Annotated in this window: 16 protein-coding genes; 9 read left to right on the forward strand and 7 right to left on the reverse strand. The window is 58.1% G+C overall.

The features are described 5' to 3' along the window. Positions 1-119: 119 nt before the first annotated feature. From R0140_RS18975 to R0140_RS18990, 4 genes are read right to left on the reverse strand one after another with little or no spacing between them, the layout of a single operon-like run. Entirely contained in the window at positions 120-1,112 is a 993-nt protein-coding gene (locus tag R0140_RS18975; RefSeq protein WP_008805765.1) for a transketolase family protein, read from the reverse strand. Next, positions 1,112-1,957, reverse strand: coding sequence for a transketolase (locus tag R0140_RS18980; RefSeq protein ID WP_016160531.1), 846 nt, complete (start codon positions 1,955-1,957; stop codon positions 1,112-1,114). Before R0140_RS18980 ends, R0140_RS18975 begins: the two co-directional genes overlap by 1 nt. Before the next feature lie 13 nt (positions 1,958-1,970). Then, positions 1,971-2,720 carry an SDR family NAD(P)-dependent oxidoreductase gene (locus R0140_RS18985; RefSeq protein WP_008805763.1) on the reverse strand — a complete coding sequence of 250 codons (750 nt, stop codon included), beginning with the start codon at positions 2,718-2,720 and terminating at the stop codon, positions 1,971-1,973. 50 nt (positions 2,721-2,770) lie between these two features. Then, a complete protein-coding gene (locus R0140_RS18990; protein ID WP_012542385.1) occupies positions 2,771-4,102 on the reverse strand; it encodes an MFS transporter in 1,332 nt (443 codons plus the stop codon). Between the two features lie 419 nt (positions 4,103-4,521). On the opposite strand from R0140_RS18990, the gene R0140_RS18995 reads away from it, so the two are divergent. The 6 genes from R0140_RS18995 (at position 4,522) to R0140_RS19020 (ending at position 11,264) form a co-directional block, all read left to right on the forward strand. Beyond that, a complete protein-coding gene (locus R0140_RS18995) occupies positions 4,522-5,445 on the forward strand; it encodes a LysR substrate-binding domain-containing protein (protein ID WP_012542386.1) in 924 nt (307 codons plus the stop codon). A gap of 73 nt (positions 5,446-5,518) precedes the next feature. Continuing rightward, positions 5,519-6,178 carry a transcriptional regulator CecR gene (gene cecR, locus R0140_RS19000; protein WP_008805760.1) on the forward strand — a complete coding sequence of 220 codons (660 nt, stop codon included), beginning with the start codon at positions 5,519-5,521 and terminating at the stop codon, positions 6,176-6,178. Further along, positions 6,178-7,173, forward strand: coding sequence for a secretion protein HlyD (hlyD, locus tag R0140_RS19005; protein ID WP_008805759.1), 996 nt, complete (start codon positions 6,178-6,180; stop codon positions 7,171-7,173). The genes cecR and hlyD overlap by 1 nt, the downstream gene beginning before the upstream one ends. Beyond that, positions 7,166-8,905, forward strand: coding sequence for an ATP-binding cassette domain-containing protein (locus R0140_RS19010; protein WP_012968663.1), 1,740 nt, complete (start codon positions 7,166-7,168; stop codon positions 8,903-8,905). Before hlyD ends, R0140_RS19010 begins: the two co-directional genes overlap by 8 nt. Continuing rightward, positions 8,895-10,028, forward strand: a complete 1,134-nt coding sequence (locus tag R0140_RS19015; RefSeq protein WP_008805757.1) for an ABC transporter permease — start codon at positions 8,895-8,897, stop codon at positions 10,026-10,028. The genes R0140_RS19010 and R0140_RS19015 overlap by 11 nt, the downstream gene beginning before the upstream one ends. 129 nt (positions 10,029-10,157) lie before the next feature. Further along, on the forward strand, positions 10,158-11,264 hold the full coding sequence (locus tag R0140_RS19020) for an ABC transporter permease (protein ID WP_012542389.1): 1,107 nt from the start codon (positions 10,158-10,160) through the stop codon (positions 11,262-11,264). On the opposite strand, the gene R0140_RS19025 is transcribed toward R0140_RS19020, so the two are convergent. Beyond that, a complete protein-coding gene (locus tag R0140_RS19025) occupies positions 11,226-11,636 on the reverse strand; it encodes a YbhQ family protein (RefSeq protein WP_012542390.1) in 411 nt (136 codons plus the stop codon). The two genes, R0140_RS19020 and R0140_RS19025, sit on opposite strands and share 39 nt — an antisense overlap. 131 nt (positions 11,637-11,767) lie before the next feature. Here R0140_RS19025 and R0140_RS19030 point away from each other — a divergent pair, with 131 nt between their 5' ends. The 3 genes from R0140_RS19030 to R0140_RS19040 are packed head-to-tail and all read left to right on the forward strand — an operon-like array spanning position 11,768 to position 14,732. Then, a complete protein-coding gene (locus tag R0140_RS19030; RefSeq protein WP_008805754.1) occupies positions 11,768-12,529 on the forward strand; it encodes an endonuclease/exonuclease/phosphatase family protein in 762 nt (253 codons plus the stop codon). Next, positions 12,526-13,770 carry a cardiolipin synthase ClsB gene (gene clsB / locus R0140_RS19035; RefSeq protein WP_008805753.1) on the forward strand — a complete coding sequence of 415 codons (1,245 nt, stop codon included), beginning with the start codon at positions 12,526-12,528 and terminating at the stop codon, positions 13,768-13,770. Before R0140_RS19030 ends, clsB begins: the two co-directional genes overlap by 4 nt. Continuing rightward, positions 13,767-14,732 (forward strand): lysylphosphatidylglycerol synthase domain-containing protein, encoded by a 966-nt coding sequence (locus R0140_RS19040; RefSeq protein ID WP_032735006.1) that lies wholly within the window; start codon positions 13,767-13,769, stop codon positions 14,730-14,732. Before clsB ends, R0140_RS19040 begins: the two co-directional genes overlap by 4 nt. A gap of 678 nt (positions 14,733-15,410) precedes the next feature. On the opposite strand, the gene R0140_RS19045 is transcribed toward R0140_RS19040, so the two are convergent. Then, positions 15,411-16,115, reverse strand: coding sequence for a Bax inhibitor-1/YccA family protein (locus R0140_RS19045; RefSeq protein ID WP_004142079.1), 705 nt, complete (start codon positions 16,113-16,115; stop codon positions 15,411-15,413). A gap of 45 nt (positions 16,116-16,160) precedes the next feature. Further along, entirely contained in the window at positions 16,161-16,613 is a 453-nt protein-coding gene (gene moaE, locus R0140_RS19050) for a molybdopterin synthase catalytic subunit MoaE (RefSeq protein ID WP_008805750.1), read from the reverse strand. Between the last annotated feature and the right edge of the window lies 1 nt (position 16,614).

Below are 16,614 nucleotides of genomic sequence, written 5' to 3' on the forward strand. Positions count from 1 at the left end.
CAGTCTAGCAGATTTTGTGACAGGCCGCATAAAATCTGCAAAAGAATACCGCGCCTGGCTGGCGGGCATGAGAAGGCCGCTGAGCGAGCTCAGCGGCCTGGTGCGTCATGGCAAAGCGATTAACGCAGACGATACTTAAGTTTTTCAACGATCTTCGCGGTGGAGATGCCGTAGCGATCGTGAAGGGTCGGCAGCGCGCCGGCTAACAGGAACGCGTCGGGCAGCCCCACAGTATCCAGCTCACAGCGCACACCCTTACGCATCAACAGCGCGGCCACCGCCTCCCCCAGGCCGCCGACCGCGGTGTGGTTTTCCGCAGTCACCACCAGACGACCTGGCTTCGACGCCTGTTCAATAATCGCTTTTTCATCCAGCGGTTTGATGGTCGGCACGTGCAGGACCGCCACGCTGATGTTATCGGCCCGCAGCTTTTCAACCGCCTCCAGCGCGCGCATGGTCATCAGCCCGGAGGAGATGATCAGCACATCGTTGCCGTCCTCCAGCAGCTTTGCTTTACCCAGTTCGAACTGATAGTCGTATTTATCCAGCACCAGCGGCACCTTACCGCGCAGCAGGCGCATATACACCGGCCCCTGGTGATCGGCAATGGCCGGCACCGCCTGCTCTATCTCCAGCGCATCGCAAGGATCGACGATGACCATGCCGGGGATACCGCGCATAATCGCCAGATCTTCAGTGGCCTGATGGCTGGGGCCATAACCGGTCGTCAGGCCCGGCAGCGCCGCGCAGATCTTCACGTTCAGATGCTCTTCAGCGATGACCTGATGAATAAAATCATAGGCGCGACGGGTTGCAAAGGCGGCATAGGTGGTGGCGAAAGGAATAAATCCCTCCTTCGCCATTCCCCCCGCCGCCGCCATCAGCAGCTGCTCGGCCATGCCCATCTGGAAGAAACGATCCGGGAAGGCCTGGGCGAAAATATGCAGATCGGTATATTTTGACAGGTCCGCGGTCATGCCGACGATTTCCGGACGCTGCGCCGCCAGTTTTGACAGCGCGACGCCGAAGGGCGCAGAGATGGTCGCCTGGCCCTCATCGGCAATCGAGGCGATCATCGCCGACGTTTTTAAACGGGGTTGACTCTGGCTCATTACAGCACTCCTTCTGGTTTGTTAGCATCCAGCACCGCAATCGCTTTTTGCCATTCGTCGGCATCGACGCGAATAAAATGGTTTTTATCGCGGGTTTCGAGGAACGGCACCCCTTTGCCCATCAGCGTGTCGCATAAAATGACCCGCGGCTGGTTGCCGGAATAACTTTTCGCGTTGTCAAAGGCGGCCATCACCGCCGGCAGATCGTTACCGTCCACGCGCTGTACGTACCAGCCGAAGGCGGCCCATTTTTCATGCAGCGGCTCAAAGCCGAGGATTTTGCGTGAATCGCCGTCGGCCTGCTGTTTGTTGACGTCGACAAGGTTAATCAGGTTGCTCAGGCCATAGTGAGCCGCCGACATCGCCGCTTCCCAGGTCGACCCTTCGTCCAGCTCCCCATCGGACATGGAGTTGTAGACCCAGGCCGTGCTCTGTTTCTGCCGCAGCCCAAGCGCCATGCCGACGGCAATGGACAGCCCCTGTCCCAGCGAACCGCCGGACATCTCCATGCCTGGGGTGTAGGTCGCCATGCCGGACATCGGCAGGCGGCTGTCGTCGGAGCCGTAAGTTTCCAGCTCGGCTTCCGGGATAATGCCCGCCTCCAGCAGCGCGGCATAATAAGCGATAGCGTAATGGCCATGAGAGAGCAGGAAGCGATCGCGCCCCTCCCACTCGGGATCTTCCGGACGATAGGTCATGGCGTGGCTGAAGGCGGTGGCCAGCACATCGGCATAGCCCAGCGCCTGGCCGATATAGCCCTGCCCCTGCACTTCCCCCATTTGCAGGGCGTAACGGCGAATACGCCACGCCGCCGCGGCGACTTTTTGTGATTCGGTCATCTTCATCTGTTTGCCTCGCTTAGTGAATTAACATGCCGCCGTTAACGTCCAGGGTGATACCGGTGGAGTAGGAAGAGAGGTCGCTGCCGAGGAACAGCGCAGCGCGCGCGATGTCTACCGCATCGCCGAGGCGGTTCATCGGGATCCCGGCAAGAATGTTGGCCGTCATGTCGTCGGTCAGCTTGCCGGCGGTAATGTCGGTCTGAATCAGCCCCGGGGTGATGCAGTTAACGCGGACGTTATCCGGGCCAAGCTCGCGCGCCATCGCCCGCGCCAGACCCAGCACCCCGGCTTTTGCCGCGCTGTAGTGCGGGCCGCCGAAGATACCGCCGCCGCGCTGGGCGGAAACGGACGAGATGCAGACAATGCTGCCGGATTTTTGCGCCCGCATGGTGGGAATAACCGCCTGCGACATCAGCAGCGTACCGCGCAGGCTGACATCAAGTACCGCGTCATAGTTGGCGCGCTTGATCTCCATCAGCTTCAGCGGCTGGGTAATCCCGGCGTTATTCACCAGCACATCAACCCGGCCATATTTCGCCAGAATTTGTTCGATGGCCGCCTGTACCTGCACTTCGTCGGCGACGTTCGCCGCCAGGCCGAGATGGCCTTCGCCTAATGCCGCCGCCGCGGTTTTGCTGGCTTCACCATTGAGGTCGATAATGACCACTTTCGCGCCGTTGTCGGCGAATAATTTCGCGGTGGCAAAGCCCAAGCCGCGTGCTGAGGCCGCGCCAGTAATAATGGCGACTTTATCTTTTAATAACATAGTTTCACTCCATGACATTACGTCATATTAATTAACAGGATATATTTCCGTTATTGTGGTTCATCGAGGAAAAGAATCACCACCAAACCAATGGCGGCGCAGATACCAAAATAGGTAAATACAGAATTAAAACTCCCGGTTTTATCAAGTAAGAAACCGGCTGCCATCGGCGCGACAAATCCACCGAGGTTGCCGCCGCTATTAATTATGGAAGAGGCGATTGGATAGGTTTTGCTGTCCGAAACGGCCATACCGTAGGCGGTAAAAGCCGGCCAGCCGATATTCAAACAAAAACCGACAAAAAATAATCCAATACAGACCGCCAGGGTGCTTGCCGGGATATTCAGCATAATTAACATCATGACCACCGTTGACACGGCAGTAAACATCATGGTGGGTTTACGTCGGCGGCCCAGGACTTTATCTGAAATCCACCCGCCGCCAATCGCGCCAATAAAGCCGCCGATGCACGGCATACTGGCCACGAAACCCATACTCATTACATCAAAGCCACGCTCTTTGACTAAGTACAGCGGGATCCAGGTTAATAATCCGTACAGCACGCTAACCATCATAAAATACGCTAGGCAGTCACCGAGAATATTTTTTGAGGTGAATAAGCCTTTCGCCGTATCAATTGGCGCCATCTTCTTTACCCGAATGATTTTATCCAGCCAGGTGAATCGATCGGCAATTAATATATTTTCGCGTACGCTATTATTATGACTTTCACGCCCGGCATTAATCTCTGCCAGTTCACTTTGTGAAACAAATCCGCTTTCTGATGGCTTTGACTTCACCAATAGATACCAGGCTATCGCTGCCACAATCCCGGGTATCGCGAAGGAGAAAAAGACCCACCGCCAGCCCCAGGTCACCGCAATCCACACCGCCAGCGGCGGGACAATAATCGGCGCAAACATGGTCGCCGCGATGTAAACGCCGGTTGCCGTGGCTTTCTCTTTTGGTGGAAACCAGTTATTTATGGTGGAAGCCAGCCCCACCGGGCAAGGCCCTTCGCTTAGCCCCAGTCCCAGACGCACCAGCTTCAGGCCAAACACGGAGCTCACCGTGCCCATCAGCCAGGTAAAGGCGGAGAAGCCGAAAATGGACAGCGAAACCAGCCCCCGGGTACCGCGTTTGGCGATGAAAAAACCGGCCGGGATCTGGCTTACCGCATAGCCGAGGAAAAACATACTGGCGATGGCCCCGGCTTCAAAATTATTGATATGAAACTCATCAATGATAAACGGCAGAACCGCGCCAATATTGGTTCTGTCGGCGTAATTGATGGCATACACCAGGAAAATCATCGTCAAAACCACGAAACGATATTTCGTTTTCCTGGCGTCAGTACAGACTAGTGTATCTATACGTGACATAGGGTTTCCTCATCTTATACCTCATCCACTTCGCTGCCCGTTGCCGCTTCGGATCACCGCGTTTTCACTTTCCATACAGCAGCAAAAGATAAATATCTTTTCGCTCAGCTAAACAGGTGGTTAGGTGTTTTATAATGGCGATCTCAACGCATCGCCGTTTGTGATCAGGCCTGTGAGAGGAATATAACAACCCCAAAATGAAACGGTATTCAAAAAACCTCAATTATGATTGAGAAAAATTGAGTTAGTGACTTCCCGCAAATTTTTAGTCTTTACTGACACGCGCGCTTTTAACGAGATAAATTGTTAAGCCCATCACAAATTAAAATCATTTTTTTCCTTTTCCCTATGCTGGCTATCACGACTGCGCCACGCTATTCGCTATTTTCTTTTAGAAACGCCCTGCCCAGGATGCTGCCATGAGTCAACCGCTGCCCAATAAAAATTTGCCGATGCCCTCTTTACGCAATATCCAGGCCTTTATTGAAGTCGCCGCTACCGGCAGCCTCAACCTGGCCGCAGAGAATCTCAATATTACCGCCTCGGCGGTCAGCCATCAGATAGCCAGCCTGGAGCACTTTCTGGGGAAAAAACTGTTCTCCCGCAGCAGTAAAGGCGTCATGTTAACGGCGGTGGGAGAAAAATATCTCAAAGAGGTCTCCGGGGCGCTGAATATGATTGGCCAGGCCACCAGCCAGGTGATCAATGATATCCATCAGGATTATTTACGTATTCACTCGGCGCCGAGCTTCGGCCTGCTGTGGTTGATGCCTCGCCTGGATAAATTTCGCCAGGCGTGGCCGGAGTTAAAAATCAGCCTGACCTGTTCCTACGAAAGCATCCAGTTCTCCCGGGATAATATTGATATCGATATTCGTCACGGGCTATCACAGTGGCCAACGCTGTTGGTCAGAACCATTAAAAATGAGTGCGTCCTGCCCTACAGCGCAGCGTCTTATTTAGCCAGCCATCCTGTGCATGCGGTGGAAGATCTGCTGGCCTGCGATCTGATCCACTCCGACAGCACCTTAATTAACTGGAGCAGTTGGCTGTCGTGGCACAAGGTCCGCGGCTGGCATAAAAACTTCATTTTTAATTTCGACCGGTCGTACATGAGCATCGAGGCGGCCAGAATGGGGATGGGCGTGATCCTCGAAAGCAATCTGCTGGCCGGCGGGCACGTGCGTCAGGGGCAGCTGACGCCGGTATTTGACGACGAGCGGAGTATGCCGGTCGGCGCGCACCACTTCGTTCTTCCCCATGCCAATGAACAGAAGGAGAAGGTCCAGCGTTTCTTCGCCTGGGTCGCCGGGGAGCTGAAAGAGGAAGGGTTCCATATTTGATCCCGGCTGGTGGACAAACCGCCGATCGAGGCCTAAAGTTAATCAATCGATTGATTAACTTTTACCGAGCGCGATGACCAGTAAAGGCGAACAGGCAAAAAATCAGCTTATCGCGGCCGCTATCGCCCAGTTTGGCGAGTATGGTCAGCATGCCACCACCCGCGATATCGCCGCCCAGGCCGGGCAGAATATCGCCGCTATCACCTATTATTTTGGCTCGAAAGACGACTTATATCTCGCCTGTGCCCAATGGATCGCCGATTTTATCGGCGACAATTTTCGCCCACAGGCCGAAGCGGCGGAGGCCCTGCTCGCCGGGAAGTCGCCGGATCGCCAGGCAATACGCGCCCTCATTCTCAACGCCTGCCATAACATGATCCTGCTGCTGACCCAGGATGATACGGTCAACTTAAGCAAATTCATTTCCCGTGAGCAGCTGGCGCCGACCGCCGCCTACCATCTGATCCACCAGCAGGTGATCGCCCCCCTGCACCACTATCTCACCCGGCTGATTGCCGCCTGGACAGGCCGCGATGCCGGTGATACGCAAATGATCCTCCACACCCACGCCCTGCTGGGCGAGGTGCTGGCTTTCCGTCTTGGGCGTGAAACCATCCTGCTACGCACCGGCTGGACGCAGTTTGACGCGCAAAAGACCGAACAGATTTTCGAGGTCATTACCTGTCATATCGATTTCATTCTGCATGGGTTATCGCAAAGGAGTTTGGGCTGATGAAAAAACCCGTCGTCGTCATTCTGCTGATCGTGATTCTTCTCGCCGCGCTGGGCGGCGGCTGGTGGTGGTACCAGAGCAGCCGGCAGCAGCCGCTGACCCTGTATGGCAATGTCGATATCCGCACCGTCAACATGAGCTTCCGCGTCGGCGGCAGACTGGCTTCGCTGACCGTCGACGAAGGCGACAGCATCCGCGCCGGGCAAACTCTCGGCGAGCTTGATCGCGCGCCGTATGAAAATGCCCTGCTGCAGGCCCAGGCCAACGTCTCCACCGCCCAGGCGCAGTATGACCTGATGATGGCCGGCTACCGCGCGGAAGAGATTGCCCAGGCCGCGGCGGCGGTGAAACAGGCGCAGGCCGCTTACGACTATGCGCAAAACTTTTATCAGCGCCAGCTCGGGCTGCGCGCCAGCAGCGCGATTTCCGCCAACGATCTGGAGAACGCCCGCTCCTCACGCGACCAGGCGCAGGCAACGCTCAAATCGGCGCAGGATAAACTGCGTCAGTATCGCGCCGGTAACCGCCCGCAGGAGATTGCCCAGGCCAAAGCCAGTCTGGAACAGGCGCAGGCGGCGCTGGCCCAGGCTAAACTGGACCTGCACGATACCGTGCTCACCGCCCCTTCCGACGGTACGCTGATGACCCGCGCCGTCGAGCCCGGCACCATGCTCAACGCCGGCGGCACCGTACTGACGCTGTCGTTAACCCATCCGGTATGGGTCCGCGCCTATGTTGACGAAAAAAACCTTGGTCAGGCGCAGCCGGGACGTGAAGTGCTGCTGTATACCGACAGCCGGCCGGATAAGCCCTATCACGGCAAAATCGGCTTTGTCTCGCCAAGCGCTGAATTCACGCCGAAGACCGTTGAAACGCCGGATCTGCGTACCGACCTCGTTTATCGTCTGCGTATTGTGGTGAACGATGCCGACGGCGCCCTGCGCCAGGGGATGCCGGTGACCGTCTCCTTTAACCACGGGAACGGACATGAGTGAGGCCATCATTGCCTTAAACGGTCTGAGCCGCCGTTTTCCCGGAATGGACAGGCCAGCGGTGGCGCCGCTCACCTGCACGATCCACGCCGGCTACGTCACCGGGCTGGTGGGGCCCGACGGCGCGGGGAAAACCACCCTGATGCGAATGCTGGCCGGTTTGCTCAAGCCTGATGAGGGCCGCGCCAGCGTGATCGGCTTCGACCCGCTAAAAGACGACAGCGCCCTGCACGCGGTGCTCGGCTATATGCCGCAGAAGTTCGGCCTGTATGAAGATCTGACGGTGATGGAAAACCTGACCCTGTACGCCGACCTGCGCAGCGTCACCGGCGAGGCGCGGAAGAAAATTTTCGACCGTCTGCTGGAGTTCACCTCCCTTGGCCCGTTCACCGAACGGCTGGCAGGCAAGCTTTCCGGCGGCATGAAGCAAAAGCTGGGGCTCGCCTGTACCCTGGTGGGCGACCCGAAAGTACTGCTGCTGGATGAGCCCGGCGTCGGCGTCGACCCTATCTCGCGCCGCGAGCTGTGGCAGATGGTGCACGAGCTGGCCGGCGACGGCATGCTGATCCTGTGGAGCACCTCCTATCTCGATGAAGCGGAACAATGCCGCGACGTGCTGCTGATGAACGAAGGCAAACTGCTCTACCAGGGTGAGCCGACGGCGCTGACGCAAACCATGGCCGGGCGCAGTTTCCTCGTCTCCAGCCCACAGGAAAACAACCGCCGTCTGCTGCAGCGGGCGCTGAAGCTGCCGCAGGTCAGCGATGGCGTGATCCAGGGCAAATCGGTGCGCCTGATCCTGAAAAAGGACGCCCGCATTGAGGAAGTCCAGCAGCATGGCGACATGCCGCCGCTGCAGGTGGCCGACACCGCGCCGCGCTTTGAAGATGCGTTTATCGATCTGCTCGGCGGAGCGGGAACCGCCGAATCGCCGTTGGGAGCGATTATCCATCGTGTTGACGGCAGCAAAGACGAAACGGTCATTGAAGCCCAGTCGTTAACGAAAAAGTTTGGTGATTTCGCCGCTACCGACCACGTCGATTTCCAGGTTAAGCGCGGTGAAATTTTCGGCCTGCTCGGCCCCAACGGCGCCGGGAAATCCACCACCTTCAAAATGATGTGCGGCCTGCTGGTGCCCACCTCCGGCAAAGCGCTGGTGCTGGGGATGGATCTTAAGGTCAGCTCTGGCAAGGCGCGCCAGCATCTGGGCTATATGGCGCAAAAATTTTCGCTGTACGGCAACCTCAGCGTCGAGCAGAACCTGCGCTTTTTCTCCGGCGTCTATGGCCTGCGCGGCCGGGCGCAAAATGAAAAAATCGCCCGAATGAGCGATGCCTTTGGCCTGAAAAGTATCGCCCGTCACGCCGCCGACGAGCTGCCGCTCGGCTACAAGCAGCGGCTGGCGCTGGCCTGCTCGCTGATGCATGAGCCCGATATTCTGTTTCTCGATGAACCGACCTCCGGCGTCGACCCCCTCACCCGCCGCGAGTTCTGGCTGCATATCAACAGCATGGTCGATAAAGGGGTGACGGTGATGGTGACCACCCACTTTATGGATGAGGCGGAATACTGCGACCGTATCGGGCTGGTTTACCACGGTAAACTTATCGCCAGCGGCACCCCGGACGCGCTGAAGGCCCAGGCAGCGGATGACAGCCAGACGGACCCGACCATGGAGCAGGCGTTCATTACCCTGATTAACCGCTGGGATAAGGAGAATAGCCATGAGCAATAGCATTCTCTCCTGGCGGCGGGTCCGCGCCCTGTGCGTGAAAGAGACCCGGCAGATCGTCCGCGATCCCAGCAGCTGGCTGATCGCGGTGGTGATCCCGCTACTCCTGCTGTTTATCTTCGGCTATGGCATTAACCTCGACTCCAGCAAACTGCGGGTCGGCGTATTGCTGGAGCAACAGAGCGAAGAGGCGCTGGATTTCGTCCATACCATGACCGGCTCGCCCTATATCGACGCCACGGTCAGCGATAATCGCCAGCAACTGATTCAAATGATGCAGGCCGGGCGCATCCGCGCCATGGTGGTCATTCCGGTGGACTTCGACCGCCAGATGGCCCGCGCCGGCGCCGACGCACCGCTGCAGCTCATCACCGACGGCAGCGAGCCCAATACCGCCAACTTCGCTCAGGGCTACGTGGAAGGTATCTGGCAGATCTGGCAGCAGCAGCGGGCGGAAGACCGCGGCGAAACCTTTGAACCGCTGATCGACGTGCAGATGCGCTACTGGTTTAACCCGGCGGCTATTAGCCAGCACTTTATTATCCCCGGCGCAATTACCATCATCATGACCGTGGTCGGCGCGATCCTGACCTCGCTGGTGGTGGCGCGCGAATGGGAGCGCGGCACCATGGAGGCGCTGCTGTCGACGGAGATCACCCGCGCCGAACTGCTGCTGTGCAAGCTCATTCCCTACTATTTCCTCGGCATGCTGGCGATGTTGCTCTGTATGCTGGTGTCGGTATTTATTCTCGGCGTGCCCTATCGCGGCTCGCTGCCGATCCTGTTTGTCATCACCAGTCTGTTTTTGCTCAGCACCCTGGGGATGGGGCTGCTGATCTCAACCATTACCCGCAACCAGTTTAACGCCGCGCAGGTGGCGCTGAATGCCGCGTTTTTACCGTCGATTATGCTGTCCGGGTTTATTTTCCAGATAGACAGTATGCCGGCGGTGATCCGCGCGGTGACCTACGTGATCCCGGCGCGCTATTTCGTCAACACCCTGCAAAGCCTGTTTCTGGCGGGCAATATTCCGGTGGTGCTGCTGGTGAATGTGCTGTTTTTGATTGCGTCGGCGGTGATGTTTATCGGCCTGACGTGGTTAAAAACCAAGCGGCGTCTGGATTAGGTTTTGCCCGGTGGCGCTGCGCTGACCGGGCCTACGGTTTAACCAACATCGATTATACGGTTCGCCGATCCCCCAGGCCGGGCAAACGCAGTGCCGCCCGGCGTGGTTGAATGGGCCAAAGGAGCAATTATGTTTCACCGTTTATGGACATTGATCCGCAAAGAGCTGCAGTCGCTGCTGCGCGAGCCGCAAACGCGGGCAATTTTAATCATGCCGGTGCTGATTCAGGTATTGTTGTTTCCCTTTGCCGCGACGCTGGAGGTGACCAACGCCACCATCGCCATCTACAACGAAGACAGCGGCCGCCACGCGGTGGAACTCACTCAGCGCTTCGCCCGCGCCAAAGCCTTTACCCACGTCCTGTTGCTGAAAAGCCCGCAAGCGATCCAGCCGACCATCGATGAACAAAAAGCCCTGCTGGTGGTACGCTTCCCGGCGGATTTCTCGCGTAATCTCGACAACTATCAAACCGCCCCGCTGCAGCTCCTGCTCGACGGGCGCAACTCCAACAGCGCGCAAATCGCCGCCAACTACCTGCAGCAGATCGTAAAAAACTATCAGCAGGAGCTGCTGGAGGGGAAAGCGAAGCCGAACAACAGCGAACTGGTGGTGCGCAACTGGTACAACCCGAATCTCGACTATAAGTGGTTCGTGGTGCCGTCGCTTATCGCCATGATCACCACCATCGGAGTGATGATCGTGACGTCGTTGTCGGTGGCCCGTGAGCGCGAACAGGGTACCCTCGATCAGCTGCTGGTCTCGCCCCTCGCCACCTGGCAAATCTTCGTTGGCAAAGCAGTGCCGGCGCTGATCGTCGCCACCCTGCAGGCGACTATCGTGCTGGCGATTGGTATCTGGGCCTATCAGATCCCGTTTGCCGGCTCGCTGCTGCTGTTCTATTTCACGATGGTGATTTATGGCTTATCGCTGGTGGGCTTCGGTTTATTGATTTCATCGCTGTGCGCCACCCAGCAGCAGGCGTTTATCGGCGTGTTCGTCTTTATGATGCCGGCGATCCTGCTTTCGGGCTACGTTTCACCGGTGGAAAATATGCCGCAGTGGCTGCAGGATCTGACCTGGATAAACCCGATCCGCCATTTTACCGATATCACCAAGCAAATTTATCTGAAGGATGCGAGTCTGAAGATTGTGTGGGGAAGTTTGTGGCCGCTACTGGTCATAGCGGCCACCACCGGCTCAGCGGCGTATGCGATGTTCCGAAGAAAGATTGCGTAGTTTTTTATCTTTCGCCAGCAGCGAGACCACCGCCGGGCCTGCCAGTATCACCAGCCCGGCGAGGGCCAGCAGCAGGTTGTTGTGCAGCACGCGCGACAGCAGCCACAGCGCTATCATGGCCGCGCCAAAGTACCAGGTGGTGGTGAGCTCCTCAAGGAAGTCTCCCACATCGCGCCAGCGCGCCTCGTGGTGACGCTGCAAAAACAGCATCGCCAGCAGCGTGACGCTATAGAGGACGCACAGCCCCAATCCGACGCGCACCAGCGCGCCGCTCATCCATCCCATCACCAGCACTGCCACGACCAGTAGATGCAACATAATCTGCCAGCAACTAAGACCTGTTGCGACGCGTACACGTTGTTGCCACTTCATGGCTTCTCTCCTGAAGGATTTTTCTCTGCTACTCAGAGTACCGCACTTTACGGAAAATTCCGTAACACCGCATCTTTTTGTGACGTCTACTACACTATTTTATTCAGGAAAGTGACATTTACTGGAGAATTATGGCTGAGCCAACGTCGGGATTTTCGTTGAACGTGCTGACAATTAACACCCATAAAGGCTTTACGGCGTTTAATCGGCGTTTTATTTTGCCCGAGTTGCGCGACGCCGTGCGCAGCGTCAGCGCGGATATTGTTTGCCTGCAGGAAGTGATGGGTGCTCACGAGGTTCACCCGCTGCACATCGAGAACTGGCCAGATACCACCCATTATGAATTTCTCGCCGACACCATGTGGAGCGATTACGCCTACGGGCGCAACGCAGTCTATCCGGAAGGCCACCACGGCAATGCCGTACTGTCGCGCTTTCCCATTGAATACTATGAAAATCGGGATATTTCAGTCGGCAACGGCGAGAAACGCGGTCTGCTTTACTGCCGCATCGTGCCGCCAGAGAGCGGCGTGACGATCCATGTGATCTGCGTTCACCTGGGTTTACGCGCCGACCAACGGCAGGCGCAGTTGACCATGCTGGCAGAATGGGTCAATACCCTCCCCGCCGGTGAGCCGGTGGTGGTGGCCGGGGATTTTAACGACTGGCGTCAGCAGGCGAATCAGCCGTTAAAAGCGCAAGCCGGGCTGGAAGAGATCTTTACCCGCGCCCGCGGACGGCCGGCGCGTACGTTTCCGGTCAGTTTTCCGCTGCTGCGCCTCGATCGTATTTATGTCAAAAACGCCCACGCCAGCCACCCGAAGGCGCTGGCCCTCAAACAATGGCGGCATCTGTCCGATCATGCGCCCCTTAGCGTGGAGATACACTTGTGAAATGTCGTTGGCAGGAAGGCAACCGCATTACGCTACTGGAGAACGGCGACCAGTACTATCCGGCGCTGTTTGCGGCTATTGGTCGCGCCAGCCGGCGGGTGATCCTCGAATCCTTTATCTGGTTTGAAGATGAGGTGGGCTGGCGGCTGCACGCGGTGCTGCTGAAAGCCGCCCGCCGCGGTATTCAGGTGGAGGTGCTGCTTGACGGCTACGGCTCGCCGGATCTCAGCGATGAGTTTGTCGGCGAACTGACCGCCGCCGGGGTGATTTTTCGCTACTACGATCCGCGCCCTAAGCTGATGGGGATGCGCACCAACCTGTTCCGTCGGATGCACCGTAAAATCGTGGTGATTGACGACACCACCGCCTTTGTCGGCGGCATCAACTACTCCGCCGAGCATATGAGCGACTACGGCCCGGAGGCGAAACAGGATTATGCGGTGCAGGTCGAGGGGCCGGTGGTGCTTGATATTCTCCAGTTCGAGCTGGAGAACCTGCCCAACAGCGAAACCGCCCGCCGCTGGTGGCGCCGCCGTCGCCACCAGCCAGAGATCAACCAGACTCCCGGCGAGGCGCAGGCGCTGTTCATCTGGCGCGACAACCAGGATCACCGCGACGATATCGAACGCCACTACCTGAAGATGCTCACCAGCGCCCGCCGGGAGGTGATCATTGCCAACGCCTATTTCTTTCCCGGCTACCGCCTGCTGCATGCGATGCGCAACGCTGCGCGACGCGGCGTGCGGGTCAAGCTGATCGTCCAGGGCGAGCCGGATATTCCGATTGTGAAGTTTGGCGCCCACCTGCTCTATCACTATCTCGTTAAGGGCGGGGTGCAGATCTACGAATATCGCCGCCGTCCGCTGCATGGCAAGGTCGCCCTGGCGGATGACCACTGGGCCACCGTCGGGTCGAGCAACCTGGATCCATTGAGCCTGTCGCTGAATCTGGAAGCCAATCTGATTATCCACGACCGGGTGTTTAACCAGACGCTGCGCGATAACCTTAACGGGCTTATCGCCAGGGATTGCCAGCGGATCGATAAAACGATGCTGCCGAAACGCAACTGGTGGCGGCTGGGCGTCAGCGTGATGGCCTTCCACTTTCTGCGCCACTTCCCGGCGTGGGTCGGCTGGCTACCAGCCCATACGCCGCGGCTGGCCAGGGTCAGCCCGCCGGTGCAGCCGGAGATTGAAACCCAGGATCGTGTCGACTCACAAACCAGGGATAATCCGCTATGAGCAAATCGCATCCCCGCTGGCGGATGGCGAAAAGAGTACTTACCGTGCTCTTTTTTATCGCGGTGATCGTCCTGCTGGTGATTTACGCGCAAAAAGTCGACTGGCAGGACGTGTGGAAGGTGATCCGCGGCTACGATCGGCTGGCCTTGTTTAGCGCCATTGCGCTGGTCATCGTCAGCTATCTGATCTACGGCTGCTACGATCTGCTTGGCCGGGCCTATTGTGGGCATAAGCTGGCGAAACGCCAGGTGATGCTGGTGTCGTTTATCTGCTATGCCTTTAACCTGACGCTCAGCACCTGGGTCGGCGGGATCGGCATGCGCTACCGGCTGTACTCGCGGCTGGGGCTCAACGGCGGCACCATCACCCGTATTTTTTCATTAAGCATTACCACCAACTGGCTGGGCTATATCCTGCTCGGTGGGGTGATATTTACGGCGGATCTGGTGAAGCTGCCGCCGCACTGGTACATCAGCCAGACCACTCTGCGCATTATCGGCGGGGTGATGCTGCTCCTTACGCTTTGCTATCTGTTCGGTTGCGCGTTTGCCAAACGCCGTCACCTGACGATTAAAGGCCAGCGGCTGGTGCTGCCCTCCTGGCGCTTCGCGTTGCTGCAGATGGGGATTTCGGCGGCGAACTGGATGGCGATGGGGGCGATAATCTGGCTGCTGTTGGGCAGCGAAATTAACTATTTCCTGGTATTAGGGGTGCTGCTGGTGAGCAGTATCGCCGGGGTGATCGTTCATATTCCGGCCGGTATCGGCGTGCTGGAGGCGGTGTTTATCGCCATGCTCTCCGGAGAGGAGATTTCGAAGGGCGCGATTATCGCCGCCCTGCTCGCCTGGCGCGCGCTCTATTATTTCCTGCCGCTGCTGCTGGCGACGGTGGCTTATCTGCTGCTGGAGAGTCGAGCGAAAAAGCTGCGGCAAAAGAACCAGCGTAAGCTGGCCCGCGAATGACACGGCCAGGTCGCGCTGCGCTTGCCGGGCCTGCGGGGTGTGAGCCTATGAGAGGATCCTGTAGTCCGGGTAAGGCGCCAGCCGCCACCCGGCAATACCAGGGGTACCGTGCCTGATATCTTGCCCGGCGGCGCTGCGCTTGGCAGGTCTAAACGCCAGCCGGACGGTTCCCTCTCCCTCCGGGAGAGGGACAGGGTGAGGGGAAGCACTGCGGTGTGGTTGTTTATATTATCTGTGGCTTCAGCGTAGTTTGCGCTCCCGGTTAGTCTTCTGCGTTATGTCATTCATGGCGCAGGGAGCGCACAGGGGGCGGCCAGTCGCCGCCGCCCCCTGTACCCCCGGGCTCCGGCCAGCAAAATCGCCACTTCGTGGTGCCTTCGACTTATCCCTGCAGGCTTCGGGTCGGGCCGAGGCAGCGTCCCTGCAAAACACGGCCCTCAGCCCGCATCCATGCGGGCTGCCCCGGCCTTCCGGGAACGTCTCAGCGATTTTGAGGCCGTCAGCACCGGCAGTTTCAGCAAGAAAGGTGAATAAATTAACGACAGGTCGCACGCACCGTAGGCCGGATAAGGCGCCAGCCGCCACCCGGCAGCACCACGGGTACCGTGCCTGATGCCATCGCCCGGCGGCGCTGCGCTTGCCGGGCGTTAGGAGATGCAACCCTCTGATATTAAGAGGTTAGCGGCGATTGCCCATAATACGCAGCAGCATCAGGAACAGGTTGATAAAGTCCAGGTACAGCGTTAAGGCCCCGAGGATCGAGTATTTACGCAGCGTGGCGCTGTCGCGGGTGTCAATCTGCTCGCCGATGTTTTTCAGCTTCTGGGTGTCATACGCCGTCAGGCCGACAAACAGCACCACCCCAATGTAGGTCACCGCCCACATCAGCGCCTCGCTCTTCAGCCACAAGTTGACCAGCGATGCCAGCACGATGCCAATCAGCCCCATAAACAGCATGCTGCCGAAGCCGCTCAGATCGCGCTTCGTGGTGTAACCATACAAGCTCATCGCCCCGAACATCCCGCCGGTGACCACAAAGGTGCTGGCGATCGATGAGTAGGTATAGGCGATAAAAATGCTCGACAGCGTCAGCCCGGTCAGCGCCGAGTAGAGCATAAACAGCGTGGTGGCCATCCCGGCGCTCAGCCGCTGCACCATCCCCGACAGCACAAACACCAGCGCCAGCTGGGCAATAATCAGCCCGAAGAAAGTGATTTTGCTCGAAAAGACGAACATCATCACCGCCGGGGTATTCGCCGCAAACCACGCGATAAACGCCGTCAGCAGCAGGCCGACCGTCATCCAGCCGTATACCTGCGCCATGTAAGTCTGCAGGCCGGTACGGCCCTGCACGATTGAATCGGAACGCGGATATCTGTCCATGACTCTCTCCTGATTAACAAAGTTTCACCCTGTAAGCGTATCACACTACCAGCGCTCTGCCGCCTGACGATCGCTGTCGCGGGCGTCGACCCAGCGTTCGCCTTCCGGCGTCGCCTCACGCTTCCAGAACGGCGCGCGGGTTTTCAGGTAGTCCATAATAAACTCGCCGGCGGCGAAGGCGCTGCCGCGGTGGGCGCTGGTGACGCCGACAAACACAATCTCTTCCCCCGGCCACATTTCGCCGATGCGGTGGATAACCGTCACCCGGCCCAGCGGCCAGCGCTCGCGCGCCAGGTTGACAATTTCCGCCAGTGATTTCTCGGTCATCCCCGGATAGTGCTCGAGGGTCAGCGCTTTTACGCTGTCGCCAAGATTGTGATTGCGCACTTTACCGGTGAAGGTAACCACCGCACCGTCTTCATCGCGCTCGGCCAGCCACGGATACTCATCGCCGACGCTAAAGCGTGCCGGGCTAACCACGATACGAGTTTGCGTCATC

Origin of the sequence: Klebsiella sp. w6, assembly GCF_033100215.1 — a bacterium.
GTDB classification, from domain to species: Bacteria; Pseudomonadota; Gammaproteobacteria; order Enterobacterales; family Enterobacteriaceae; genus Klebsiella; species Klebsiella variicola.